This window comes from Streptomyces murinus (assembly GCF_002154555.1).
Classification (GTDB): domain Bacteria; phylum Actinomycetota; class Actinomycetes; order Streptomycetales; family Streptomycetaceae; genus Streptomyces; species Streptomyces murinus.
This window is the reverse complement of the sequence record NZ_MUNF01000155.1, coordinates 1-25126: the sequence shown is the minus strand read 5'-3', so window position 1 is coordinate 25126 and position 25126 is coordinate 1. Positions and strand designations below refer to the sequence as shown.

Genomic DNA, 25126 nt, shown 5'->3' with positions numbered 1-25126 from the left:
GCCCGGGGAGGGGCCGGGTGAGCCGGTGGGCCGGTCCCTGGGGCTCGTGGGGGGGGCGGGACCGGCCCACCGTCATCGGTGTCGCCCGCCTCTCACCGGCCGAAGCCGTAGGCGAACAGGTGGTCGCTGCCCGACGAGCCGGTCACCGGGAGGGTGATCGAGGCCACCTGCTTGGACGCGTCGAGCGGGACCTTCGTGGCGAAGACGTAGGTCTTCACTCCGTCCCGGCCGCCGCTTCCGGTGTTCCGGTAGCCCGTCGTGACGGCCGTGGTGTCGCCCGCCATCGGCTTGGTCGAACCGGCGTTGAGCGTCCAGTCCGAGAAGCCGACCGTCGCCTTGGCGGTGCTGCCGTCGGTATAGGTGACGGTCATCGTGCCCGACACCCCGCTGCCGTCGGTCGGCGCGTTGGTCGCCGTACCCAGCAGGCCCAGCGACGCTCCCGACGTACCGGCCGGCATCTGGATGGTCTGGCCGGCCATCTCCAGGTTGTCCAGCTGACCGGACGCCACCGCCGGCCAGGTGTAGGAGATGTCGTCGACCGTGAGGGCGGAGCCGCTCGTGGCGCCGGCCGCCGACAGCGCGTTCTGCGAGAACGCCCAGCCGCTGTCGTCGAAACCGCCCGAGAAGGTCGTACCGTCGGGGTAGATGCCCTCGTTAGTGTCGTACGGCCACAGCTCACCGGCCTTGGCCACGGCGACCCGGAGCGCCGCCCCGTTCAGTGCCGCCCCGGTGCTGTGATCGGTCAGCGCGAAGGCGACGGGGAACGTCCCCTCGCTCGCGCCCGCCGTCACCCGCACCTTCGCCTCCGCGCTGCCCGAGGCGGGCACCGTCACCGAGCCGGACGCCGGGTCGAGCGCGACGCCCGACGGCGCCGTCGCCTTCCAGTCGACGGTGACGGCCTTGCCGCCGAGGTTGGTGAGGTCGAGCGCGCCCTCACCGGAAGCGCCCGGCTGGAGCACCAGTCCGTCACTGGTCGGACCGGCCGCGGCCAGGACGCGGTCCCCGCCCGTGGTGTCCGACGGCGGCACCGCCGACGGATCGGAGGCCCAGGACTTGTTCGGCTGGGTCCCGAGGGTGAAGTCCAGCGTGCCCGCGCCCTTGAACTGTCCGTACGTCAGCCAGGAGGTCTTCCACTCCTTGCCCTTGACGTCGAGGGACTGCACGTACGGCGCGTCGGGCGCCGCCTGCGGTGCGTTGATCCGCACCGTCCTGCCGCCGGCGAGCGTCACCTGCGCCACCGGGAAGGCCGGGCTGCCGAGCGCGAGGGTGTCCGTGCCCGGGGTCTCGGGGTACATGCCCAGCTCGGACCAGACGTACCAGGAGCTCATCGCGCCGAGGTCGTCGTTGCCGAACGAGCCGACCGGGGCGTTGAAGTACAGATTCAGCTGGGCCGCGCGGACGGCCTCCTGGGTCTTCCACGGCATGCCGGTGTAGTCGTACTCCCAGGGGATCTCCACACTGGGCTCGTTGCTCAGGTTGGCATTGGTGTTGCCGGGGTCGGTGATGTTGTCGAGCAGGCTGTCCAGGAAGGACGAGTACGCCTGGTCACCGCCGCGCGCCTGGATGAGCTGCTTCAGGTTGAACGGGACCATCGGCGTGTACTGGGCCGATGTGCCCTCGACGAAACCGTTGGAGGTGCCCGGGGTAAAGCCGCCCGCGAACCGGCCGTCCTTGTCCTTCGCCTGCATGTAACCGGTGCCCGGGTTGAAGACGTTCATCCAGTCCTGGGCGCGGGTGGCGAACTTCTGGTAAACCGCCTTCTTGCCCAGCGACTTGGCGAAGGCGGCGAGGGCGTAGTCGGCGGAGTCGTACTCCAACTGGGTGGAGACCGGGCCGTAGAAGTTGCAGCACCCGTAGTCGTTCTCGTCCAGCGGGAGGTAGCCCTTGGCGTCCCGTACGGCCTCGCCGGGACGGTCGTTGTTCGGGGCGGTCGCCTCGTGCTGGAGGGCGGCGAGCGCCTTGTCCGTGTCGAAGCTCCGGGCGCCGAAGGCGTACGCGTCGGCGATGATGCCGGCCGCCGGGTCGCCGACCATGACGTAGCTCTCGCCGTTGTTGGAGGCCCACTTGGGGAGCAGGCCCGTCTGGTCGTAGCCGTTGAGCATGGAGGTGACGACGTCGCTGGTGACCTTGGGTTCGGCCATCGCCATCAGCTGGGTCTGGGAGCGATAGGTGTCCCAGCCCGAGTAGTTGGCGTACTGGGCCTGCTGCCCCTTGGCCAGCTTGTGGATCTGGTTGTCCATGCCCATGTACTGGCCGTTGGCGTCCGAGAACACGTTCGGGTGCAGCAGCGCGTGGTAGAGCGCCGTGTAGAACTGCACCTGCTGGTCCTGGGTGCCACCGCCGATCCGGACCTTGTCCAGCACCGTGTTCCAGGCGTCGTGGTTCGCCCGCTCCACCGCGTCGAGGTTCCAGTTCTTGATCTCGGTGGTGAGGTTGTCCGCCGCATTGGCGTCACTGGTGTACGAGATGCCGACCTTCGCCTTCACCGTGGCGTTCGAGGAGGTGTCGAAGGTCAGATACATCCCGTTGGCGCCCGTGGTGGGCGGATGGGCGGTCTTGCCCGTGGCCGAGGGCGAGGCTGACGGCGAGGCCGAGGGCGTGGCGCCGGTGCTCGGGGCCGGGGAGGGCGCACCCGTACCGGACGACTTCGCGGCGCTCCCGTGCACGGTCGGCGACGGGGCCGCGGGAACGGTGAAGTGCTTCTCCTTCAGCCGCTTCGAGGGGTGCGGCTGCGCCTTCTGCTCGACCTTGCCCGCCTTCAGCGAGGTCGCGTCCGGGTTGATGGTGCCGCCGACCCAGGTGCCACTGCCGGTGAACGGCTGGTCGAACTTGATGTCGAAGTGCAGGGTGTACCGGTTCTTCGCACCGCAGAAGTGGCCGCTGTCGACCGAGCCGCTGATCTCCTTCTTGTTCACCACCTGGACGCGGGTCCCGTCCACCTGGGTGGCCCCGCCGCTGAGCTTGAACAGCAGGTTCGCCTGACTGCCCGTCGGGAAGGTGAAGGAACCCAGTCCGGCGCGCGTGGTGTCGGTCAGCCGGGTCGTGACGCCGTTCGCGTCGGTGACCTTGTACGACCCGATGCCGGTCTGCTCATCGGCGTGGCTGAAGCCCGCGGACGTGTTGCCGAGGTTGCCCGAGAGCGAGCCGGTCACCGGAAGGATGGGCAGGTCGCCCGCGACTCCGCACCCGGGTCCGGAGACATGGGTGAGGCTGAAGCCCGAGATCTTCTTGTCGTCGTACTCATAGCCACCGCCGGAGGGCCGGTCGGGCGTGGTGTCCGGACCCCACTGCACCATGCCGGCCGGCATGTCGGGGCCGGGGAAGGTGTCCACCTCTCCGGAGGTGCCGATCAGCGGGTTGACGAGGGACGCGGGATCCTTCACCAGGGCCGGCGGCGCGGCACTCGCGGCATAGGCGCCGCCGATCGCCGGAAGCGGGAACGCCGCGATCCCCAGGACGGAGATCACGGCCAGACGTTGACGAAATCTCTTTCGATTGCGTGGCTCAGCTGAACGTCGGGATCGGACCATCGGTTGCCTCCGCAGCGTTTCGTGCTTCGCACAGGTGCTGATGTGCCGAAGGGCAGGGACATCGGTGCGGGCTCCGGTGCCGGCCGCCTTCGGCCGGCGGCCTGACAACGTTGCCATTCACAAGTGTCGAGTGAAACGCGTGGTCTTACGGCGTGTCAACGAGGCCAACAGCAGTTTCTGGGAGCGAAGTTCGCGAGGGGGGTGACCGGTGGGGCGGCGGCACGGTCGGGGCGGTCGGTCACCGACCGGCTGATGGCCGGTGCCCGCCCCGGGGAACTACAGGTGTCCGGGGCAGACTTCGTCCGACCCCCGAGTCGACCGGCAGCGCGCACCGTCTTGAGCGCGACCGACCGGAAGACGGAGCGGCAACCTCCGACATCGCAAAAGCGACGAGCAACGCCCTGCCGGTTTTGCTCCGAACGCGCCTCGGGGCCGGGGGTATGGGCGAGGAGAGGCCCCTTCGGCGGTCAGCGAGATCCGGAAGGCCGTCCCAGTCCTCCTTGGCCATGGAAGTGAGCATTCGGTTGGCCGGACGGGCCGACCACGACGCTCAACCATGGCTGACCGATATCCACATGGAGACCCCTCTCCCCCTTCGGGCCTGGACCAGGTGACTACACTGGCACCCCGATCCGACCGCGCAGGGAGCAGCGTGCCGCCGTCCTTCGTCCACCGGATCACCAAGTACGACCCCGCCGACCGCGACGAGCGTGGCCACTACACCGGCACCGAGGACACGGTCAGCGACCATGGGCCGGTCGAAGCGGCCTACCTTGCGGCGGTCGCCGCGTTCGCGGAAGCCTCCGGCATCGACCGGCTGGAGATCCGCGAGCCCGCGGTCACCGGTTTCGTTCATTTCGGTGGGGAGGCGCCGGTTGAGGGGCACGGCCTCGGCGAGCTCTTCCCTGCCGACCTCACCGGTTACCACGACGGGGCCGAGGTTTCCCTTCCGGTCGCTCTGGAGCTGGTCCGCGCCATGCTCCGCGACCAGGGTGCTTGGTGCCGTCTTGAGGCAGGCGACGCGTTCACCGTGCACGTCGGCTGGGACCAGTACGTGTATGTGGGCAGCGACCGCCCCTGCCCGGACGCCGTGACCCGTACGCGGGAACTCGGCCTGTTCGCGGAGCCGCTGACAGTGTCCCCCTACGCGGCCGAGTTCGACGAAACGGAAGAGGTGGAGACTGCCGACGAGTACTTCTGGACGCGCGTACGCATGACCCTGCACTCACGGCAGAGCGCGCTCCTGGAGGAGGCCTACGTCCGCAACGCCGCACGCTGGCACCGCCTCACTCCGAAGAACCTCGCCGCGGTACGCGCCGGCCTCGGGCCGCGCGCCCTGCTCACCATCTGGCCCGACCTCGTCCCCGATGTCGGCGCGGTCCTCGCGGCGTTGCCCGAGGAGGGAGCCGTGGAGTTCGTCTGGGAGACGCAGGACGGCACGATCAGCCACACCGTCGTCGACGACACCGAATACCAGTGGCTCGCCGCCCTGGTGGCCGACGCACGGGCCGCCTGCGCCCTGCCCCTGGACCTCGACGAACGCCGTCCGCTGCACCGCGCCGCCCTGCCCGACAGCGACGGAGTACCGCGAGCCCGGTGGTGACCCGGTTCACGCCGGCCCTGCCCCTTGCGAACACACCTGTGCATACGGCCAGTTGGCCTCGCCGTCGTAGGTGAACCCGCTCCCCCGGCACGCTCACCCTCCCCATCACCACCCTCGGGAAGGGCGACTTCCCCCGGCGCCGCTTTTCAATGACAGAGTGTCCGCCGGAGCGCCCGTTCGCGGTGGCAGGGGGTTGAATGACAGGCATAGCGCTCGAATCGCTCGACGAAGTGCCGTGGGAGCGGCTGGAGTCGGCGCTCGAAGTCCACTCGGCCAACGACATGCGCCGCGCCCTGCGTCGTCTGGTCCTCAGGGGCGGGGCGGCGACCGACGAGGACTGCTGTCCCCTGTACGACTGCTTCGCGCTGGGCACCGGCCGCGTGGCCTCCGTCGAGACCGCCGCGCTGCCGTTCGTCGTCGCACTCGCCGGCGATCCGGACATGGGCGCTCGGGTCACACTGGTCCAGTTGCTGACCAGCTTGCGCAGGGCGGCGGCCGAAGCCGACCCGGGCCTGGTGGACTCGGGGTGGCACGAGGCGTGGCGGGCCCAGCGCCCTCGCATCAGGGAACTGCTCGCGGACCCCGTGCCCGAGGTGCGGAGGGAAGCCCTGCCGCTCGGGGCGGACATCGATGTGCTGTTGGAGCGGTGGCGCGTCGAGACGGACCCGACGGTGCGGCTGCCCCTGCTGCTCGCGCTGGGAACCGCCGCGGCCGAATCCACCGCAACGGGCCCGGTGGAACGCGTGCGGGCGGTGGTGACCGAGGTGCTGCGGACGGCGGATCCCGTCATGCGGGTCGCGGCCGTGCACGCCTGGGCCGCGTTCGATGCCGAGGCGTCGGTCCGTGAGCTCGACCTGCTGGTGCAGGTTCTGTCCGACCCGGCGGTGCGTCCGCAGTTCGAGGCGGCCTGGTACATGCCGGATGTCGACAGTGCCTTCACCCGAGAGGATGTCGTCTCCTGGACGGCCCCGTTGTTCGGGAACGCTTCGCGGGCGGGCCTCGACTTCGTCGTTCGGCTCATCGGTGCAGCACGCGAGACCGGGGACATCCCGCTGTGCCGCGCCGCGTTGGACGAGGGGTGGCAGCTGCTGGTGGTCCGGCCGTCCGCGGCACCGGCGCTGTTGCCGCTCGCGGGTGCGCTGCTCGCCGAGCCGGACGACGGCGTACGGTACCGGGCGGCCCACCTGCTGGCCGTGCTGGGTTCGCGGGCGGCGCCGTACGCCGACGAGTTGGCCGCGCTCGTCGACGATCCCGGCCGGGCCGATTTCCTTGAGGGAACCGTCGGCGACCACGCCCGCTGGGCGCTGTCCCGCATCGGCGACGAGCGCGCGCTGCCGGGGTTGGTCGAGCGGCTGTACGCGCCGTACCGGGGGCAGTACTCACGCGCGTACGTCGCGAGCGACCCGCGCCTGCCCGAGGTCGAGGACGTGCTGACTCCGCTGCGGGCGCACGCGCATGCTCTGCTGCCCGCGGTGCGGAAACTGCTGCGGGACGACCGAGGAGGCGGGCCGCTGAATCGCTGCTTCCTGGAAGTCCTCAAGGCCTGGGGAGCGGCCGCCGCGCCCGCGCTGCCGGAAGTGGTGGCCCTGCTGGACGACACCCGGTACTCGCTGGACGCCGTCGACGCGCTGGTGGCCATGGGACCGGCCGCCGAGTCGGCCGAGCCCGCCGTGTGCCGCTGCGTGGTCCTCGACCATCCCGGCAATCACCGGAAGGTCGCCTGGGCCGCCTGGCGCCTGGGCGGCGATCACGACGCGGCACTGCGGCTCATCGGGGAGGCGGTGCTGACCGAGAAGGAACCGCTTTACGGTCCCGTCGAGCTCCTCGGCGATTTCGGACCGGCGGCCGCACGCTACGCCGACCGGGTGCGGTACGTCATGGAGCACGGTCCCGGTTGGCTGCGGCTGCGCGCGGCGGTCGCGCTGTGGTCGATCACTGGCGAACCGGAGCCGAGTGGGTCCGTCCTGGAGGAGTACCTTCTGCCCATCGCCGACGGCGACGACTACGGCCTCTTCCTCGACGCGTTGCGTGCCCTCGCCAGGATCGGCACGGTCTCTTCGACGACACGGGCGACCCTGCACACGGTGCGTGAATCCGACCGGCGGTTGTCGACGTACCGCGACTACCGGGCCTTCATCCATGACGAGGAGATGCGTTCCGCGATCGACGATGTCCTCGCCCTGCCGTGACAACCGACCGACGACCGATACCGACAGATCTGCATCCGCGACACCGCACGCCCGTCCGTGGATCAACCACGCGGCCCGCCCTCACGATCACCGCAAACACACAGCGAGGACCACGACCCTCAGGTCATGATCCTCGCTGTGAGAAGTGTCCGAGGGGGGACTTGAACCCCCACGCCCGATAAAGGGCACTAGCACCTCAAGCTAGCGCGTCTGCCATTCCGCCACCCGGACCAGGTGTCTGTCGCCTTGCGGAGGGCTTCCCTCGCGGCGACATGGACAACAATACCAAGGTTTCGGAGTGCCTTTCACCTGCGTATTTCGCTCGGGCGGAGCGGGGAGCCGGGCGGGTGCGCGGCTGTGTACGCGGTGCGGGATCCCGTGTACACAGAGTGACCGCACGCGCAGGCGGGCGCGCCCTACGGGCAGTGGATGACCTGACCGGCGTACGACAGGTTCCCGCCGAAGCCGAAGAGGAGGACCGGCGCGCCGGTGGGCAGGGCGCCCTGTTCGACGAGTTTGGAGAGGGCGAGGGGGATGCTCGCGGCGGAGGTGTTGCCGGACTCCGTCACGTCGCGGGCGATCACCGCGTTGACGGCGCCGATCTTCTCCGCGAGGGGTTCGATGATGCGCAGATTGGCCTGGTGGAGGACGACGCCCGCGAGGTCCTCGGGGGCGATCCCGGTGCGCTCGCAGGCCTGGCGGGCGATGGCCGGCAGCCGGGTGGTGGCCCAGCGGTAGACGCTCTGGCCCTCCTGCGCGAACCGCGGCGGCGTGCCCTCGATCCGTACCGTGTGCCCCATCTCCGGCACCGACCCCCACAGCACGGGCCCGATCCCCGGCTCCTGCTCCTGCTCCGGTGCGCACCCCTCCACCACCGCGGCTCCCGCGCCGTCGCCGACGAGGACGCAGGTGCTGCGGTCGCTCCAGTCGGCGACGTCGGTCATCTTCTCGGCGCCGATGACCAGCGCACGGGTGGCGGCGCCCGCCCGGATCGTGTGGTCGGCGGTGGCCAGGGCGTGGGTGAAGCCGGCGCACACCACGTTGATGTCCATCGCGGCGGGCCCCGGGATGCCGAGCCGGGCCGCGACCCGGGCGGCGGTGTTCGGGGACCGGTCGATGGCGGTGGAGGTGGCGACGAGGACCAGGTCGATGTCGGCGGGTCCGAGCCCCGCCGCGGCGAGGGCCTTGGCGGCGGCGTGCGCGGCCAGCTCGTCCACCGGCTCGTCGGGGCCGGCGATGTGCCGGGTGTGGATGCCCACCCGCGTGCGGATCCACTCGTCGCTGGTGTCGACCATGCCGGCCAGGTCCTCGTTGGTGAGCACCCGGGCGGGCTGATAGTGGCCGATGGCGGCGATGCGAGAGCCGTGCATGACGGAGGTCCCCCTTGTTGCCGTGGTGAGCGGGATCCACAGTCTGCTGAGTGACTCGCCAGTACGACGGCACGTGAAGCCACAGGAAACGGGCATACGAATTGTCGGCTCCCCTCAGCACCATCGAGCCCTCGCGAGCACCACCGGGCACTACCGCGCACCACCACACACCACCGGGCCTCCCGCGAAGCGGGCCGCGGCCTCGTCCTCCATGTGCAGGACAATGCATGTGCAGGACAATGAGATCTCCGCATCGCAGATCCCGCACCAAGGGCCGCTTCGGCCACCAGCACGTACAGAACCGGGGCTGATCAGGACATGGGACGAGTCACGCAGCGACGCAAGGTCCTCCGCATCCGGGACGGCGCGGTCTCCACCCGGCCGGACACGCTCGTCGCCGAGGAGCCCCTGGAGATCCGGCTGAACGGCAAGCCGCTGGCGATCACCATGCGCACCCCGGGCGACGACTTCGCGCTCGCGGCCGGGTTCCTGGTGAGCGAGGGCGTGCTGGCCGCCGCGTCCGATCTTCAGAACATCGTCTACTGCGCGGGCGCGATCGCGGACGGTTCGAACACCTACAACGTGGTCGACGTACGGACCACCCCGGGCGTCTCCCTCCCCGACTTCACCCTCGAACGGAACGTGTACACCTCGTCCTCGTGCGGACTGTGCGGCAAGGCCAGCCTGGACGCCGTACGTACGACCACCCGCTGGCCGATCGCCGACAGCCCCCGGCTGCGCGTCACGCCCGCGTTGCTGTCCGGGCTGCCCGAACGGCTGCGGGAGGCCCAGCGGGTGTTCGACCGCACCGGTGGTCTGCACGCGGCCGCCCTGTTCACCGAGGACGGAGAGCTGCTGGACATCAAGGAGGACGTCGGCCGGCACAACGCGGTCGACAAGCTGGTGGGGCGGGCCCTCCAGAACGGCGAACTCCCCCTGTCCCGCACGGTGCTGCTGGTCTCCGGCCGAGCCTCGTTCGAACTGGCGCAGAAGGCCGTGATGGCCGGGATCCCGATGCTGGCGGCGGTGTCGGCGCCGTCGTCACTGGCCGTGGACCTCGCGACGGAGACCGGCCTGACACTCGTCGGTTTCCTGCGGGGCGGCTCGATGAACGTGTACGCGGGGGACGACCGGATCGTCCTGGCGGAGGAGACGGAAACGGCGGAGGGCTGACCGCGACCCGACCGACCGCCACGGCCAAAAGAGGTCTTGGACGAACCCGCCCCCGGAACCGCAGGCTTGGAGGCGTACGGAAAGACGGAGCACGTTGACGGAGAGGTGGTTCCATGGGTCTGCGGGGACAGCGTGTGGTGGTGCTCGGGGGTACGTCGGGCATCGGGTTCGCGGTGGCCGAGGGCGCGGCGCGGGAAGGTGCCGAGGTGGTGGTCGCCTCGCGGCGGCAGGAGAGCGTGGACGCGGCGCTGAAGCGGCTGCCGGAGGGTGCGCGCGGGAAGGTGCTGGACACGACGGACGAGGCCGCGGTGCGCGGGTTCTTCGAGGGGCTCGGCGCGTTCGACCACCTGGTGTACACGGCGGGTGAGACGCTGCTGCTGGAGAGCGTGGCGGACACCGAACTGGCGCGGGCGCAGCGGTTCTTGGACACCAGGCTGTGGGGTGCGTACCGGGCGGTGAAGTACGGCGCCGGGTCGATCCGGGAGGGCGGCTCGATCGTACTGACCACGGGTACGGCGGGGAATCGGCCACTGCCGGGTTCGAGCGTGGTGTCGGCGCTGTGCGGGGCGATGGAGTCCCTGACCCGGGCGCTGGCACTGGAGTTGGCGCCGCTGCGGGTCAATGTGGTCGCGCCCGGCGTCGTACGCACCGAGTTGTGGCGGGAGTTGCCGGAGGCGGAGCGCGAGGGGCTGTACAGCGCGGCGGCGGGATCGCTGCCGGTGGGCCGGGTGGGCGAGCCCGCGGACGTGGCGGAGGCGTACCTGTATCTGATGCGCGGGGGTTACAGCACCGGCTCGGTGGTGGTCGTGGACGGCGGCGGAACCCTGGCCTGAGGTCCGGTCCGACACCGCCCGGGTCATCCCTCCACGCCGGAGATCCTCGTCAACAGGAGTATGAACAGCTCGCGTTCGGCCGCCGACAGCGGAGCGAGCAACTCCTCGTTGGCCGTACGGGCGGCCTGCTCGCAGCGTTCGAGGAGCAGGCCGCCCTCCTCGGTGAGGGAGACGGCGTTCTTACGGCGGTCCCCGGGATCCGGCGCGCGGACGACCAGGCCGGCACGCTGGAGGTCGTTCAGGATGCCGACGAGATCCTTGGGGTCGAGGGCGATCCCCCGCGCGAGATCGGCCTGCGCCACGGGGGCGAGGTCGCGGACGGCGGAGAGCGCCACGTGGTGCCACATCTTCAGCCCCTCGGCGGCGAGCGCGTCGGCGACGAGGGCCCGGCCCCGCGCGGCGGCCCGGCCGAGGATCCAGCTGGGCAGCGCCCGGATCGCGGTCAGGGGCGGTTCGGACGTCCGTTCCGGTTCGGCACTCGGAAACGTTTCGGCAGCCATGGTCGGCAGCCTATCCGAGAAATCGTTGGACTTCCCCATGAGTTTCGGCGTACCGTTGGGACTCCCAACGATTTCGCGAGGTTCGGCTCACCCTTACCCCGCGACCGGCCCCGCCGATCCGACCCGGCCCGCCCCTGTGCGACCCGGCACGACGGCCACGGAGGTTGCGATGCGTCGCGTCCGGTACGACTCCCCCGGCGGCCCCCTGTTCATGGAGAAGGCCGACGTCCCTGTGCCCGGCCCCGGGCAGCTGCTCGTGCGCTGCGCCGCGATCGGTGTCACGCTGCCGGTCGTCCGCAAGGTCCGCGAGGCCCCCGAGCCGATACCGCTGGGCGGCGAAGTGGCGGGCGAGGTGGTGGCGGTCGGCGCGGAGGTGACCCGGTTCCGGGCCGGCGACCGGGTCACCGGGCTGTGCTTCGGACACGGGTACGCCGATTACGCGGTGCTGGACGAGGCCATGGCCTCACCGGTGCCGGAGGGCGCCAGCGAGGCGGACGCGGTCGCCCTGGTACGCAGCGGTCTGGTCGCGCTCGGCGCCCTGTCCGCGGCGCGTCCGGAGCCGGGCGAGTCGGTGCTGGTGACGGCGGCGGCGAGCGGGGTCGGGCACCTGGCGGTGCAGCTGGCGCGGGCGCGGGGTGCGGGGCGGGTCGTGGGGGCCGTGTCCGACCCGGCGAAGGCCGAGTTCGTGCGCTCCCTCGGCGCGGACGACTGCGTCCGGTACGGCGACGACAGCTGGGGCGAGCCGGTGGACTGCGTCCTGGACGCGGTCGGCGGCGAGCTGCTCACCCCCGCCGTCGCCGCCCTCGCACCGCACGGCCGGCTGGTCGCCTACAGCTCGGGCGGCGGCACGGTCCGGGCGTACGACCTCCTCGTGGGCGCCAAGTCGGTGATCGGCTTCCAGATGGCGCTGATCGCCCGCGGCCGGCCCGAGCTGTACGAGCGGTGGCGCCGGGAGCTGTGGCGGCTGTTCGCCGAGGGGAGCGTACGGCCCGTCGTGCACGCGGAGTTCGCCCTGGAGGAGGCCGCGCGGGCACACGCGGCGATAGAGACACGGTCCAATCTGGGCAAGGTCGTGCTGCGCCCATGAACCCCCGCGCGCTTGCTCCGGTAAACCCCCGGACGCTTCCGGTGGCGGGCTCCATCGTTTCGCGCGGCGCATCCCGGCACACTTCTTGTATGACACCAAAGGCCCAACTACCTTCGATGAGGCGCACCTTGGACATGGGATGTCCGGACGTCCAGATGTCCGGCCGACGAGAGGCAGGCCACACGTGCCGTCATGTCTTCGCGCCCGACTCAGATCCGTACTCGCCACGGCCGCCGTCATGACGGCCGCCCTCCTCGCGCCCCTGCTCCCGGCCCAACCGGCCCACGCCCGACCGGCCCAACCGGCCCGATCAACCCCACAGAACCAACAGACTCAAGGAGGTCGACAGTCCCAACAGACGGGCGGGGCAACCGAGTTCGAGCAGCAGGTGCTGTTCCGGGCCTCCCAGGACCCGGGTTACGCCTGCTTCCGCATCCCCGCGGTCGTCCGGGCGAAGGACGGGACGCTGCTGGCCTTCGCCGAGGGCCGGGTGCTCAACTGCGGGGACGCCGCCGACATCGACATCGTGGTCAAACGGTCCACCGACGACGGCCGCACCTGGGGCCCGCTCCGGGTGGTCAACGAGGGCGCGGGCGACACCCATGGCAACCCGGCGCCGATCGTGGACCGGACGACCGGCCGTATCTGGCTCGCCGAGACGTACAACACGGGGCGTACGGACAGCGCCAGTTGCTCGGTCCCCTGCGACCGCACCCCGCATCTTCAGTACAGCGACGACGACGGCCTGACCTGGTCCGCGCCGCGCGATCTGAGCCCCGAGATACTGCCCGCCGACTGGAACTCCTGGTACGCGACGGGTCCGGTGCACGGTATTCAGCTGACCAAGGGGCGGTACGCGGGCCGGCTGGTGTTCGGGGTCAACGCCGAGACATGGAACGGCAGCCGGATCACCGCCAACCACGCGGCGCTCATCGTCAGCGACGACCACGGCGGCCACTGGCGGATCGGCGCCACCGACGCCTGGCCCATCGCGGACGACGGCACCTTCCGGCAGAAGCCGTCCGAGCTGACCCTCGCCGAGCTCGGGGACGGTTCGATCCTGGTCAGCGGCCGGGAGACGGACGGCACCGACCTCGGCCAGCGCACCCAGACCACCAGCCGCGACGGCGGCAACAGCTTCACCGCGCCCTTCCGTGCCCTTCCCGACCTGTACACCCCGCAGGTACAGGGGTCGATACTGCGCCTGGGCGACCGCGTCCTGCTGGCCTGCCCCGCCGACCCCGACCGGCGCCGCACCATGATGATCCGCTCCTCCTACGACGGCGGCCGCACCTGGGACAGCGTGGACCGGGGCACGGTCGTCACCACCGACTGGTCGGGCTACTCCGACCTGGTGCGGACCGCCGATGACACCGTGGGCCTGCTGTACGAGGGCGGGGCGGTGGACGCGCGGGACGAGATCCGCTTCGCCCGGTTCACCGAGGACTGGCTCACCCCGCGCCGTGGCCCCGACCCGGTCACCCCGGACCTGGCCCCGGGCGCCCGCCCGGCCGCGGTGCTCGGCGGCGCGCGGCGGACGGACGGTGTCTTCGGGGGAGCGCTCGCCTTCGACGGCACGGACGACGCCGTACGGCTGCCGTACCGCGCGAGCCTTCCCCTGGGCGCGAAGGACTTCACCGCGTCGCTGTGGTTCAGGTACACGGCGACGAGCGGAGAGCAGCCGCTGCTGTGGATGGGCGGGATCGGGACCAGCGAGCCGCAGGTGTGGCTGCGCGGGGAGCCGGCGAACCACCGGATACAGGGGCTGATCACCGCCCGGGACGGCGCCGCGGCACCGCGGACGGTGTCCGTGCGCACGGACAGCGCGTACAACGACGGCCAGTGGCATCACGCGGTGCTGCGCCGGGGCGACGGGACGCTGTCGCTGTTCGTGGACGGTACGCGGGCTGTGGTGGCCGATGTGCCGGGCTCGGTGAGCCGTAGCTCGGCCTTCGGTGTGCACATAGGCCAGCGGATGGACAGCCGGGCCTTCTTCACCGGTGCGATCGACGAGGTGCACCTGTGGGACCGTGCGCTCACCGATCAGGAGCTGGCCGACCCGAAGGCGCTGCGGTCACCGAAGGACACGGTTGTGTGGCTGCCCCTGGACCGGGTGAGCCGCTGACCCCTCGGCGCCGTCGCCCGTCTCGGCCCCGGCGCCGCCACCGTTCCCGGAACCGGCCCGGCCACCGTCCCCGGCTCCGGCTCCGGCCCCGGCTCCGGCTCCGGCGGCACCAGCGTCCTCGGCCCCGGCGCCCCGGTCGGCGTCCCCGCTCTCGACCCCCGGGTCATGGGCGCGGCGCTTGGCGATGACCGCGCACACCATCAGCTGCATCTGGTGGAAGAGCATCAGCGGGAGCACGGCAAGGGAGGCGTGGGCGCCGAAGAGGACGCTGGCCATGGGGAGGCCGGCGGCGAGGGACTTCTTGGAGCCGGCGAACTGGATGGCGATCCGGTCCGCCCGGCCGAAGCCCAGCGCCCGGCCGCCGTACCAGGTCGCCACCAGCATCACGGCGAGCACCGCGGCCTCGACCAGCAGGAGCGCGCCGAGCCGGGCGGGGCTGACCTGGTGCCAGATGCCCTGGATCATGCCCTCGCTGAACGCGGTGTAGACGACAAGCAGGATGGAGCCGCGGTCGACCAGTCCGAGGACCTTCTTGTGCCGGGTGATGAAGGGGCCGATCCAGCGCCGCAGCAGCTGCCCGGCGAGGAACGGCACCAGCAGTTGCAGCACGATCTTGACGAGCGAGTCGGCGGAGAACCCGCCACCGCTGTTGCCGAGCAGTACCGCGGCCAGCAGCGGAGTGATGACGATGCCGACCAGGGAGGAGAAGGAGCCGGCGCAGATGGCGGCGGGCACGTTTCCGCGTGCGATGGAGGTGAAGGCGATGGAGGACTGGATCGTGGACGGCACCAGGGTCAGGAAGAGCAGCCCCTGGTAGAGGGGCTGGGTGAGGAGGACCGGCACAGTGGCGCGGGCGGCCAGGCCGAGCGCGGGGAAGACGAGGAAGGTGCAGGCCAGCACGGTGACATGGAGCCGCCAGTGGCGCAGTCCGTCGAGTGCCTCGCGGGTGGAGAGGCGGGCGCCGTAGAGGAAGAAGAGGAAGGCGATCGCGGCGGTCGAGGCGCCCGAGGCCACGGTGGCACCGGTGCCATGGGCCGGGAACAGGGCGGCGAGGCCCACCGTGCCGAGGAGCAGCACGATGTACGGGTCGATCGGCATCCAGCTCGGCCAGCGCAGGCGTGTCACGGTGCTCCGATGGTGTGCGAGGACATGGGGGACATGGGGGTGTGTGCGGCGGCGTTCCGGTCGGGCCCGTGGGACCGGGCTCCTCCTCATGATCCCTTGCCCCGTCTTGATCGGGAATCCCGCACACCACTCTCACTGTCATCATGATTCGCGATAGCGACGTACGCTGGGCCCGTGTACGACCCGACACAGCTGCGGACCTTCCTCGCGGTCGCCCAGACGCTGAGCTTCACCCAGGCGGCCCGGCGCCTGGGCCTGCGCCAGTCCACGGTGAGCCAGCATGTGCGCAGGCTGGAGGACGCGTCGGGGCGTCCGCTGTTCGTCCGGGACACGCACTCCGTGGAGCTGACCGAGGACGGCGAGGCGATGCTGGGCTTCGCGCGCCGGATCCTTCAGGTGCACGAGCAGGCGACGGCGTTCTTCACCGGGGCCCGGGTGCGCGGGCGGCTGCGGTTCGGGGCCTCCGAGGACTTCGTGCTGACCCGGCTGCCGGAGATCCTGGCGGGCTTCCGTCACGACCACCCCGAGGTCGATCTGGAGCTGACGGTCGAGCTGTCCGGGATCCTGCACGAGCGGCTGGCCGCCGGGAAGCTCGATCTGGTGCTGGCCAAGCGGCGCCCGGAGGATCCGCGCGGGGCGCTGGTGTGGCGCGACGACCTGGTGTGGATCGGCGCCGAGCGGCTGCGCCTGGACGCCGAGCGGCCGGTCCCGCTGATCGTGTATCCGCCACCCGGCCTCACCCGGGCGCGGGCCCTGGAGGCGCTGGAGCGAGGGGGGCGCGACTGGCGGATCGTCTGCACCAGCGGCAGCCTCAACGGGCTGATCGCCGCGGCCCGCGCGGGGCTCGGGGTGATGGCGCACTCGCGCCGGCTGATCCCGCCGGGCCTGTTCCGGCTGCCGGAGCGCGCGGGGCTGCCGGAGCTCGGCAAGGTCGACTTCGTGCTGGCGCACGGCCGCCACCGGCCCGGGACGCAGGAGGCGGCGGACGCCCTCGCGGCGGCGGTCCTGGCGGGCGGGGAGCGGCTGCGGCGCCATGGCGGCTGACGGCGGTGTGGCGCTCTTCACAGAGGGGCGGGCGGCGCGCGGCGTGGTCATGGCCGTAATCGCCCTGTACAGAGCGGTAATCGGCGCGTACAGATTCGGTGGAGATTACGCCGCCGAAACTTACTGACCCGTCAGTATTGTGTCCGTCCCTTCCCTATGTGCGGGCATTTTCCGGACAACCGTCGGGCAGAAGGCGAGGTTTGCTCTGTTTCCGCCCCCCTCCCCTCCGGTCAGGGTGTGAGGTAGCTTTCACGGCGCTGTGCCGCACATCACCGGCGCGTTCAGGCAGCGAGGATCGGGGAGCGAGGATTGCGCGAGTTCACCAACCCGCCTCTCACGTCGGCACCGCCGGTGGGTGGTCTGGCCGATGTCGTCTTCGAGCATGCCCAGACGGATCCGGGGCGTGTGGCTCTCGGCCGCAAGGACGCTGCCGGGCAGTGGCGCGATGTGACCTCCGCCGAGTTCCGTGACGAGGTCCTCGCCCTGGCCAAGGGCCTGCTGGCGAGCGGGGTCCGGTTCGGCGACCGGGTCGCGATCATGTCCCGTACCCGCTACGAGTGGACGCTCTTCGACTTCGCCCTGTGGACCATCGGCGCCCAGGTGGTGCCGGTCTACCCCACGTCCTCGGCCGAGCAGTGCTTCTGGATGCTGTACGACGCCGAGGTCACCGCGGCGATCGTGGAGCACGAGGACCATGCGATGACCATCGCCACGGTGATCGGCCGGCTGCCGCGGCTGCGCCAGTTGTGGCAGCTGGACGCGGGCTGTGTGCAGGAGCTGTACGACGCCGGGGCGCATCTGGACGACGAGGTGGTGCACCGGCACCGGCAGGCGGTCACCCCGGACTCGGTGGCCACCGTCATCTACACCTCGGGCACCACCGGCCGCCCCAAGGGCTGTGTGCTCTCGCACGGGAACTTCATGTTCGAGGCGGACAGTGTGGTGGGCCGCTGGGAGCCGGTGTTCCACTCCAAGCGCGGCGAGGAGGCTTCCACCCTGCTGTTCCTGCCGCTCGCCCATGTCTTCGGTCGCATGGTGGAGGTGGCCGCGATCCGGGGCCGGGTGCGGCTCGGCCATCAGCCGCAGCTGAACGCCGCCGCCCTGCTGCCCGACCTCCAGGCGTTCCAGCCGACGTTCATCCTGGCGGTGCCGTACATCTTCGAGAAGGTGTTCAACGCCTCCCGGCGCAAGGCGGAGAAGGAGGGCAAGGCGGGGCCGTTCGAGAAGGCGGTCGATGTGGCGGTGCGGTACGCGGAGGCGATCGAGGCGAAGGCCTGGGGGCTCGGGCCGGGGCCGACGGCGGGGCTGCGGATGCAGCACCAGTTGTTCGACAAGCTGGTGTACGCGAAAGTCAGGGCCGCGATGGGTGGCCGGATCCGCAACGCCATGTCCGGCGGCTCCGGTATGGACCGCCGGCTCGGGCTGTTCTTCGCGGGCGCGGGCGTGCAGATCTACGAGGGCTACGGTCTGACCGAGTCCACGGCCGCGGCGACCGCGAACCCGCCCGAGCACACCCGCTACGGCACGGTCGGCCAGGCGATCCCGGGCACGACCGTGCACATCGCCGATGACGGCGAGGTCTGGTTGTACGGCGGCAATGTCTTCCAGGGCTATCTGAACAACCCCAAGGCGACCGACGGATCGCTGCACGACGGCTGGCTGGCCACCGGTGACCTGGGTTCCCTCGATGAGGACGGTTATCTGACGATCACCGGGCGCAAGAAGGAGATCCTCGTGACCTCCGGCGGCAAGAGCGTCTCGCCCGGGGTGCTGGAGGAGCGGGTCCGCGACCATCCGCTGGTCAGCCAGTGCATCGTGGTCGGCAACGACCGCCCCTACATCGCGGCCCTGGTCACCCTCGACCACGAGGCCGTCGAACACTGGCTCCAGATGCGCGGCAAACCGGCGATGGCACCCGCGCAGCTGGTACGGGACCCGGATCTGGAGACCGAGGTGCGGCGCGCGGTGGTCGCCGCGAACACGCTGGTCTCACAGGCCGAGTCGATCCGCACCTTCCGGATACTGGCGCAGCCCTTCACCGAGGAACACGGCCTGCTGACGCCATCGTTGAAGCTGAAACGGAAGGCGATCGAGAAGGCGTACGAGCGCGAGGTCGAGGCCCTGTACAAGTCCTGAGGGGCCCGGACGGATCCGGATCTTCCAGGCGCGTCAGGAATGTATCGCGGTGTGTGATCGTTGACGATGGAGAACCACGTCGTCGACCAGCGAAGGATCACGAGCTCGTGAGCAGCAAGGTCCCCCCGATCATCCTCAACAACGGCGTCGAGATGCCCCAGGTGGGCTTCGGCGTGTGGCAGGTGCCGGACGACGAGGCCGAGCGGGCCGTCGGCACGGCGCTCGAGGCCGGGTACCGCAGCATCGACACGGCCGCGGCGTACGGCAACGAAGAGGGCACCGGCCGGGCCATCGCGGCCTCCGGTCTGCCCCGCGAGGACATCTTCGTCACCACCAAGCTCTGGAACAGCGACCAGGGGTACGACGCGACACTGCGTGCCTTCGACACCTCGCTCGGCAAGCTGGGACTCGACCATCTCGACCTGTACCTGATCCACTGGCCGCTGCCGGCCCGGGACACGTACGTCGACACCTACAAGGCGCTGGAGAAGCTGTACGCCGACGGCAGGGTCCGGGCCATCGGTGTGTCCAACTTCCTGCCCGAGCACCTGCGGCGGCTCGCCGAGGAGACGTCCGTCATCCCCGCGGTGAACCAGATCGAGCTGCATCCGCATCTTCAGCAGCACGCGGCCCGGGAGTACCACGCGGAGCAGGGCATCCGGACGGAGGCCTGGTCGCCGCTCGGGCAGGGCAAGGGGCTGCTGGAGGTGCCGGCGATCGTGGCGATCGCACAGAAGCACAACCGCACTCCGGCGCAGGTGGTGCTGCGGTGGCATGTCCAGCAGGGCACCATCGTGATCCCGAAGTCGGTGACGCCGTCCCGGATCAAGGAGAACATCGAGGTGTTCGACTTCAGCCTGGACGCGGAGGACCTGGCGGCGATCGGCGCGCTGAACGAGGACCGGCGGATCGGGCCGGACCCGGCCACGTTCGACATGGGCTGACGAATTTTCTCCGGCCGTGTGTACGGGAGTGCTCTGTACACACGGCCGAGGCTTCGAAGGGGCGCCGGGAACTGCGCGACCGGCCAGGGCGGACGCCGTAGACCGCGACGGCGCTGGGGACCCGCCCGCTCTCACAGCGTATGCGCGTCCGCGTGCACCACCTCGAACTCCTCCAGCGCCACCACCGTCGCCCGTGCCTTCGCCGTGCCGGACTGTCGGATGGCGCAGAGGGCGGCGCGGGAGGACGCGAGGGCGTGCTGATCGGTGAAGACCGTGCCCGCGATGCCCCGCCCCCGGTCGTGGTCCAGCAGCAGCGCCGTACGGGCGAGTCCCGGTACCGTCTCAAGCCGTGGCAGCGCGCTCGCGTGGAAGGTGTCGGCCAGCAGGTCCGCGTCCCGGGGGTCGAACTCCAGTCGGGCGACGCGCAGTCCGCCGCCGACCACGGGCCGGGGCAGGGCGTGGAAGACCGCGACGCGATAGTGCTCGACGGCCACCGAGGCGGCGAAGGGTTCCAGCAGCGCGGGGCGCCGTTCCCGCATCACCTCGTCGCTGTTGGCCTGCGCCTCCTCGGACTCCCACCAGCTGACCGTGAGCAGTTTGCCCAGCTCTCGGTCGACGAAGACGCCCGCGCCCCGATAGCCGGGCCGCTCCTCCAGCAGATCGTGGCCCTGGCTGTTCAGCGCGCGCAGGGCCGAGTCCAGCCGGGCCGGGTCCCCGGTCGCGTACACCGTGCGTACGAACATGACGCCTCGCCTCCCGGGCGCGAAGGACATGGATCCCTCCGGTGACTCCAGTCTCGCCATGAGCACAAACCCCCGCAATACGCACGGGGTTCCCACGAGTTCACAGCCGGAGGGTTGACGCGCACATGGCGCCTGCGCCACGGTGGAGCCGCCCGGTAAGGAAAGTTTCCTAATAGAAGGGTCCCCCACAGTGCGTCTTCGATCACTGACCCTCGCCGCGGCCTCCGGGGCCGCCCTGCTCGCCGCCGGCCTGATGCCCGCGCACGCGCTCGCGAACCCCGCGCCGACAGCCGCGCCGAAGGCCGCCCAGGAGGGCTCGGTCAGCGCGGCCGACCTGCTCGCCAAGGTGAAGTCCTGTTCGCAGATCTCCAACGGCAAGTACAAGACCGACGACGAGACCTCGGCCACGGTCCCCGTCTGCGGCAAGAACGGCGCGGTCTTCTGGAAGGCCGACATGGACATCGACTGCGACGGCCAGCGCACCACCAACTGCAACGAGGACCGCGACCCCTGGTACCAGGACGACACCGCCTTCCACCAGTCCGACGGCAAGCCCCTGAAGTCCGAGTCGCTGCCCTATGTCGTGGTGCCCAGCTCCAGCAGCATCTGGAAGTACTCCGACTACGGGATCAAGGGCGGTGGCGTGGTCGCCGTCATCTACGACAACAAGGTGGAGTACGCCGTCGTCGGCGACACCGGCCCCACGAAGATCATCGGCGAGGCGTCGTACGCCACCGCCAAGGCGCTCGGGATCGATCCCGACCCGGCGACCGGCGGCGCGGACTCGGGCGTGACCTACATCCTGTTCAAGGACTCCAAGGCCTCCCCCATCGAGAGCCACAGCGCCGCCGTGTCCCTCGGCGACCAGCTGGCCAAGCAGTTCATAGCCAACAACTAGTGCTACCGGTACGTCAGTTGGGCTGACCCAGCGGACGTACGACCACGGTGTTGACATCGACCCCGGCCGGCTGCCGGATCGCCCAGACCACGGAGTCGGCGATCTGGTCGGCGGTCAGCAGGGGCCCCGGGGGCAGGCTGCCGTAGCCGTCCCAGAACGGGGTCTCCACCCGGCCGGGGGCGATCAGCGTCACCCCGACGCCGTACTCGGTGACCTGCCGCCGGGTGTTCTCGGCGAGCCCGGTGACCGCCCACTTGGTCGCCCCGTAGAGGTTGCCCGGCGTGTTCACGAACCCGGCGACGCTGCCGACGAGCACGATCCGGCCGCGCGTCTCCTTGAGCGCGTCGACCGAGGCGCGGATGAGCAGAGCCGGGCCGAGGACGTTGGTGAGCACCATCTCGGACCAGCCCGCCGGGTCGCCCTCCGCCACGGAGTCATGGGTGGCGATCCCGGCGTTGGCGACCACGGTGTCCAGCCGACCGTACACCGTGCGGGTGCGGTCGACCGCGTGCCGGATGTCGTCGTACGACGCCGCGTCACCGACGACCGTCGTCAGTGCCTCGGGGTCGCCCAGGCCCTCGGCGAAGTCCCGCAGCCGCCGCTCCGTGCGGCCGGTGACGGTGACCCGGTGGCCCGCGGCCAGCAGTTGCCGGGCGACGGCGGCCCCGATGCCGCTGCCGCCGCCGGTGATCAGCGCGACCGGAGAGTCGTTCATGGTTTCCCCCTGGAGTTCCGAATGCCGGTGGGCGGAAGGGGAGTTCACCACTTGAAGCGCTCTCGAAGTCAAGTGCCGTCGGACAGCGGGCGCGGTCAGGACGGGCGTACGGCCGTGTGCACGGTGTGCGCGGACAGGACGAAGACGTCCGGCCGCCGGTGGACGCTCGCGGGGTCGGCGGGGTCCAGGAGCCGGTCGAGGGTGTCCCGGTCCTCGGCGGCCAGGGCGTCACCGAAGCCCTCGCGCAGCCGGCCGAGGGTGGCGGCGACATAGGCGCGGGTCCGGTCGTCGGCCGGGGCGGGCAGGTCGAGCAGGAAGCTGCGGGTGCCGGTGTACCGCAGGCCGGCGGCGGTCAGCAGGGCCGGCCAGTCCTCGGTCTCGGCGACGGAGCCGGGCAGTTCGGTGCGCATCCGGGTGAACCAGTCCTCCTCCAGCGCGTCCAGCCGTGCCTGGAGTCCGGGGCGGCCGATGCCGAGGTCGCGGGGCAGGAAGCGGGAGGGCAGGCCGCCTTCGAGGAGGGCCAGGGTGCCACCGGGGGCGAGCCGCTGTCCGAACGCGGTGAGCGCGGCCCGCTGGTCGCCGAGGTGGTGCAGGCTGCGGCTGGCCCACAGCAGATCGGCCGGCTTCGGCAACTGGTCCAGTACGTCCGGGAGTTCACCGGCGAGGGTGTCGAAGCGGCCGGCGAGGCCCAGCCGGTCGGCACGGGCGCGGGCCCGGTCGAGGAGCGGCGCGGTGCCGTCCACGGCGACGACCCGGGCGCCGGGGAACGCCTCGGCGAACAGACAGGACAGGACCCCGGGTCCGCTGCCCGCGTCCGCGATCAGCCCCGGCTCGGCGATCTCGTCCGCGAGCCAGGACAGGGCCTGCCGGTACAGCGGGGCGAACAGTTCGGCCTGGGCCTCCAGCAGGGGGGCCATCTCGTTCCAGTCGAGGTCCGTGCCGTGCCCGTGCCCGTGCCCATGGCCATGGCCGTGCTTGTGTCCATGGTCCTTTTCGTGTCCCTGGCCGTGGGTGTGATCGCCGTCGTGGTCGTGCGCCATGGTGGTCAGCCTCTCTTCCGGATGCCGTCAGGGTGCGACGGCGCACCGGGCGAGGGCCAGTTCCGTTGCCGACCCGGCAAATCCGGGGCGGGGCGACCGCCGGAAAACCGGATGCCCGGCCGCCTCTCCTCGTCCACGATGGCCCGCATGGGCAACGACATGGTGGAGCGCTTCCTCGCCGACGGGTTCGTGAAGATCGAGGGCGCGGTCGCGCCCCGCGTCGCCGAGGACTGCGCGCGGCTGCTGTGGCGGGAGACGGGGTACGACCCGGAGGGCCCCGGCACCTGGAAGGAGCCGGTGGTACGGATCGGCGGCCTGGCGCAGGGGCCCTTCGCGGCCGCGGCCAACTCCCCCGCCCTGCACGCGGCGTTCGACCTGCTGGTGGGGGAACGGCGTTGGCTGCCGCGGTACTCGCTCGGCACGTTCCCGCTGCGCTTTCCGCACCCCGAGGACCCGGGCGACGCCGGCTGGCACATCGAGGGCAGCTATCTGCCCGAGGGCGCCACCTGGTTCCACACCAATCTGCGGTCCCGGGACCGGGCGTTGCTGATGCTGTTCCTGTTCAGCGAGGTGACCGAGGAGGATGCCCCGACGCGGATCCGGGTCGGCTCGCATCTGGATGTGCCGCGGATCCTCGAACCGTACGGTGAGACGGGTGTCTCCGGCCTTGAGGTCGCGCCGGAGCTGGTCGCGGCGAGCGCGCACCGGCCGCTCGCCCTGGCCACCGGGCGCCCCGGCGATGTCTATCTGTGCCATCCCTTCCTGGTGCACGCGGCGCAGCCGCACCATGGCACCCGGCCGCGGCTCATGGCGCAGCCGCCGCTGGAGCCCGCGGTGCCGTACGAGCTGGAGCGGCCGGACGGGGCGTACTCGCCGGTGGAGACGGCGATCCGCCGGGGGCTCGGGCGGTAGCCACCGGGGCCGGCCACCCGCGCCCCCGTCGGCCGCTGACACCCGTCACTGTTTACGGAAGGCGCGCAAGCTGAACGTCGGGTCCGGGCGCGGGCGGTCCTGGTCGGGGAGGGCGGCGAGGCGGGCGGCGTACGTCTCCCGGCGGGGATCGCCGGACGGCAGCATGCTGAACCAGCCCCGGTGCAGGTCGGCGATGGTGCTGCGGGGGCTGCGGCCCTGACCGACACCGGGGAAGGCGGACCGCCCCGCGAGAGCGAGCCCGTGCCGGGCGGCCCGCGCGGTGACGAGGTCGGCGGCGTCCGCGGCGGGGCGGATCGGGCGGTCGGCGAGGGCGGCCTCGATGTCGCTGCCCACGTCGTGCGCGGCGGCCTTGTCGACCGTCGTGACGTACACCCCGCCGGGCCGCAGGACGCGGGCGCACTCGGCGACGACGGCGGCCAGGTCGTCGGGGCCGGTCAGCAGGTGCAGCAGCCAGATGCTGGTGACGGCGTCGAAGGTGGCGTCGGGGAAGGGCAGTCGGCGGCTGTCGGCCCGGACGATCGCGCCGGGCAGCCGGGCGGCGGCCCGGTGGATCATGCCGGGGGCGAGGTCCGCGCCGGTCACCCGGGTCGCGGGGCGGGCCGCGGCGAGCCTGCGGGTGACGATGCCGGTGCCGCAGCCGAGGTCCAGGAGGCGGCCCGGGCGGTCGGGTATCAGGTCGAGGACGGCGTCCGTGGCGGCTTCGGCGCGCTGCTCGCCGCCGCGTGAGGCGTCGTAGACACGGGCTTCCTTGTCGTAATCGAGCACGACGCTCAGTGTGCGCCGTGGCCCGGGGCGATGTCTTCCACCCTGCGGGCGAGGGTGAAGTCCTTCTCGGTGAGGGTGCCGCCGGCGCTGTGGGTGGTGAGGGTGAGGTCGACGGAGTGATAGCCGAGGGTGCAGTCGGAGTGGTGGTCCAGCTCGTCCTGGATGCGGGCGATGTGCATGACCAGGGCGGCCGCGGCGAAGTGCGAGGGGAGCCGGTAGGTACGGGTGAGCCGGTCGCCGTCCGCGGACCAGCCGGGAAGTTCGGCGATCCGGTCCTCGATCTCCTTCTGCGACAGCGGTGCGACGGCCATGGCGCGGCTCCCTTCGGGTCGGTGCGGATCTCCTCCCCAGCCTGCCACGCGCCGGGCCGGGC

20 protein-coding genes and 1 tRNA gene are annotated in these 25126 nt (G+C 71.2%); 11 read left to right on the top strand and 10 right to left on the bottom strand.

The window, feature by feature from the left end; translation table 11 throughout:
• Nucleotides 1–92: 92 nt before the first annotated feature.
• Nucleotides 93–3467, bottom strand: a complete 3375-nt coding sequence (locus CCN72_RS11920; protein WP_244174197.1) for a GH92 family glycosyl hydrolase — start codon at nucleotides 3465–3467, stop codon at nucleotides 93–95.
• Between the two features lie 715 nt (nucleotides 3468–4182).
• On the opposite strand from CCN72_RS11920, the gene CCN72_RS11915 reads away from it, so the two are divergent.
• Both CCN72_RS11915 and CCN72_RS11910 read left to right on the top strand, forming a co-directional pair.
• The gene (locus CCN72_RS11915; protein ID WP_086807501.1) at nucleotides 4183–5133 is read left to right on the top strand and encodes an RNA-binding protein; all 951 of its coding nucleotides are present in this window, start codon (nucleotides 4183–4185) and stop codon (nucleotides 5131–5133) included.
• A 197-nt stretch (nucleotides 5134–5330) separates the two neighbouring features.
• A complete protein-coding gene (locus CCN72_RS11910) occupies nucleotides 5331–7322 on the top strand; it encodes a hypothetical protein (RefSeq protein WP_143664084.1) in 1992 nt (663 codons plus the stop codon).
• A gap of 146 nt (nucleotides 7323–7468) precedes the next feature.
• On the opposite strand, the gene CCN72_RS11905 is transcribed toward CCN72_RS11910, so the two are convergent.
• Both CCN72_RS11905 and CCN72_RS11900 read right to left on the bottom strand, forming a co-directional pair.
• Nucleotides 7469–7553: transfer RNA gene (locus CCN72_RS11905), tRNA-Leu, on the bottom strand.
• A gap of 185 nt (nucleotides 7554–7738) precedes the next feature.
• Nucleotides 7739–8692 carry a beta-ketoacyl-ACP synthase III gene (locus CCN72_RS11900; RefSeq protein WP_086807499.1) on the bottom strand — a complete coding sequence of 318 codons (954 nt, stop codon included), beginning with the start codon at nucleotides 8690–8692 and terminating at the stop codon, nucleotides 7739–7741.
• Nucleotides 8693–9010: 318 nt separating this feature from the next.
• On the opposite strand from CCN72_RS11900, the gene fdhD reads away from it, so the two are divergent.
• Nucleotides 9011–9865, top strand: a complete 855-nt coding sequence (gene fdhD / locus CCN72_RS11895; protein ID WP_086807498.1) for a formate dehydrogenase accessory sulfurtransferase FdhD — start codon at nucleotides 9011–9013, stop codon at nucleotides 9863–9865.
• 113 nt (nucleotides 9866–9978) lie between these two features.
• On the top strand, nucleotides 9979–10698 hold the full coding sequence (locus CCN72_RS11890; RefSeq protein ID WP_086807497.1) for an SDR family oxidoreductase: 720 nt from the start codon (nucleotides 9979–9981) through the stop codon (nucleotides 10696–10698).
• Nucleotides 10699–10721: 23 nt separating this feature from the next.
• On the opposite strand, the gene CCN72_RS11885 is transcribed toward CCN72_RS11890, so the two are convergent.
• Nucleotides 10722–11198 carry a MarR family winged helix-turn-helix transcriptional regulator gene (locus tag CCN72_RS11885; RefSeq protein ID WP_086807496.1) on the bottom strand — a complete coding sequence of 159 codons (477 nt, stop codon included), beginning with the start codon at nucleotides 11196–11198 and terminating at the stop codon, nucleotides 10722–10724.
• A 169-nt stretch (nucleotides 11199–11367) separates the two neighbouring features.
• On the opposite strand from CCN72_RS11885, the gene CCN72_RS11880 reads away from it, so the two are divergent.
• Nucleotides 11368–12285 carry a quinone oxidoreductase family protein gene (locus CCN72_RS11880; RefSeq protein ID WP_086807495.1) on the top strand — a complete coding sequence of 306 codons (918 nt, stop codon included), beginning with the start codon at nucleotides 11368–11370 and terminating at the stop codon, nucleotides 12283–12285.
• A 184-nt stretch (nucleotides 12286–12469) separates the two neighbouring features.
• Complete coding sequence (locus tag CCN72_RS11875) at nucleotides 12470–14410, top strand: exo-alpha-sialidase (protein WP_086807494.1); 1941 nt, start codon at nucleotides 12470–12472, stop codon at nucleotides 14408–14410.
• Here CCN72_RS11875 and CCN72_RS11870 read toward each other — a convergent pair.
• Nucleotides 14360–15535: a bile acid:sodium symporter family protein gene (locus CCN72_RS11870; RefSeq protein ID WP_086807493.1), complete on the bottom strand. Its 1176-nt coding sequence runs from the start codon at nucleotides 15533–15535 to the stop codon at nucleotides 14360–14362. The two genes, CCN72_RS11875 and CCN72_RS11870, sit on opposite strands and share 51 nt — an antisense overlap.
• Before the next feature lie 174 nt (nucleotides 15536–15709).
• Here CCN72_RS11870 and CCN72_RS11865 point away from each other — a divergent pair, with 174 nt between their 5' ends.
• The 3 genes from CCN72_RS11865 (at nucleotide 15710) to CCN72_RS11855 (ending at nucleotide 19659) form a co-directional block, all read left to right on the top strand.
• Complete coding sequence (locus tag CCN72_RS11865) at nucleotides 15710–16579, top strand: LysR substrate-binding domain-containing protein (protein WP_086807492.1); 870 nt, start codon at nucleotides 15710–15712, stop codon at nucleotides 16577–16579.
• A 309-nt stretch (nucleotides 16580–16888) separates the two neighbouring features.
• Complete coding sequence (locus CCN72_RS11860) at nucleotides 16889–18715, top strand: AMP-dependent synthetase/ligase (protein WP_086807491.1); 1827 nt, start codon at nucleotides 16889–16891, stop codon at nucleotides 18713–18715.
• A gap of 107 nt (nucleotides 18716–18822) precedes the next feature.
• Nucleotides 18823–19659: an aldo/keto reductase gene (locus tag CCN72_RS11855; protein WP_037654828.1), complete on the top strand. Its 837-nt coding sequence runs from the start codon at nucleotides 18823–18825 to the stop codon at nucleotides 19657–19659.
• Between the two features lie 131 nt (nucleotides 19660–19790).
• Here CCN72_RS11855 and CCN72_RS11850 read toward each other — a convergent pair whose 3' ends face one another.
• Nucleotides 19791–20402, bottom strand: a complete 612-nt coding sequence (locus CCN72_RS11850) for an antibiotic biosynthesis monooxygenase family protein (protein ID WP_086807490.1) — start codon at nucleotides 20400–20402, stop codon at nucleotides 19791–19793.
• A gap of 190 nt (nucleotides 20403–20592) precedes the next feature.
• On the opposite strand from CCN72_RS11850, the gene CCN72_RS11845 reads away from it, so the two are divergent.
• Nucleotides 20593–21300 (top strand): glycoside hydrolase family 75 protein, encoded by a 708-nt coding sequence (locus CCN72_RS11845; protein ID WP_086807489.1) that lies wholly within the window; start codon nucleotides 20593–20595, stop codon nucleotides 21298–21300.
• A 13-nt stretch (nucleotides 21301–21313) separates the two neighbouring features.
• Here CCN72_RS11845 and CCN72_RS11840 read toward each other — a convergent pair whose 3' ends face one another.
• Both CCN72_RS11840 and CCN72_RS11835 read right to left on the bottom strand, forming a co-directional pair.
• Nucleotides 21314–22015: an SDR family oxidoreductase gene (locus CCN72_RS11840; protein ID WP_086807488.1), complete on the bottom strand. Its 702-nt coding sequence runs from the start codon at nucleotides 22013–22015 to the stop codon at nucleotides 21314–21316.
• Between the two features lie 95 nt (nucleotides 22016–22110).
• Nucleotides 22111–23055, bottom strand: a complete 945-nt coding sequence (locus CCN72_RS11835) for a class I SAM-dependent methyltransferase (protein WP_086807487.1) — start codon at nucleotides 23053–23055, stop codon at nucleotides 22111–22113.
• A gap of 138 nt (nucleotides 23056–23193) precedes the next feature.
• On the opposite strand from CCN72_RS11835, the gene CCN72_RS11830 reads away from it, so the two are divergent.
• The gene (locus CCN72_RS11830) at nucleotides 23194–23967 is read left to right on the top strand and encodes a phytanoyl-CoA dioxygenase family protein (protein ID WP_425276136.1); all 774 of its coding nucleotides are present in this window, start codon (nucleotides 23194–23196) and stop codon (nucleotides 23965–23967) included.
• A gap of 45 nt (nucleotides 23968–24012) precedes the next feature.
• Here the strand turns inward: CCN72_RS11830 and CCN72_RS11825 are convergent, their stop codons facing one another.
• Together CCN72_RS11825 and CCN72_RS11820 are read right to left on the bottom strand one after the other, a co-directional pair.
• A complete protein-coding gene (locus CCN72_RS11825; protein WP_086807486.1) occupies nucleotides 24013–24753 on the bottom strand; it encodes a class I SAM-dependent methyltransferase in 741 nt (246 codons plus the stop codon).
• Between the two features lie 5 nt (nucleotides 24754–24758).
• A complete protein-coding gene (locus tag CCN72_RS11820) occupies nucleotides 24759–25064 on the bottom strand; it encodes a 4a-hydroxytetrahydrobiopterin dehydratase (protein ID WP_086807485.1) in 306 nt (101 codons plus the stop codon).
• Nucleotides 25065–25126: the final 62 nt, after the last annotated feature.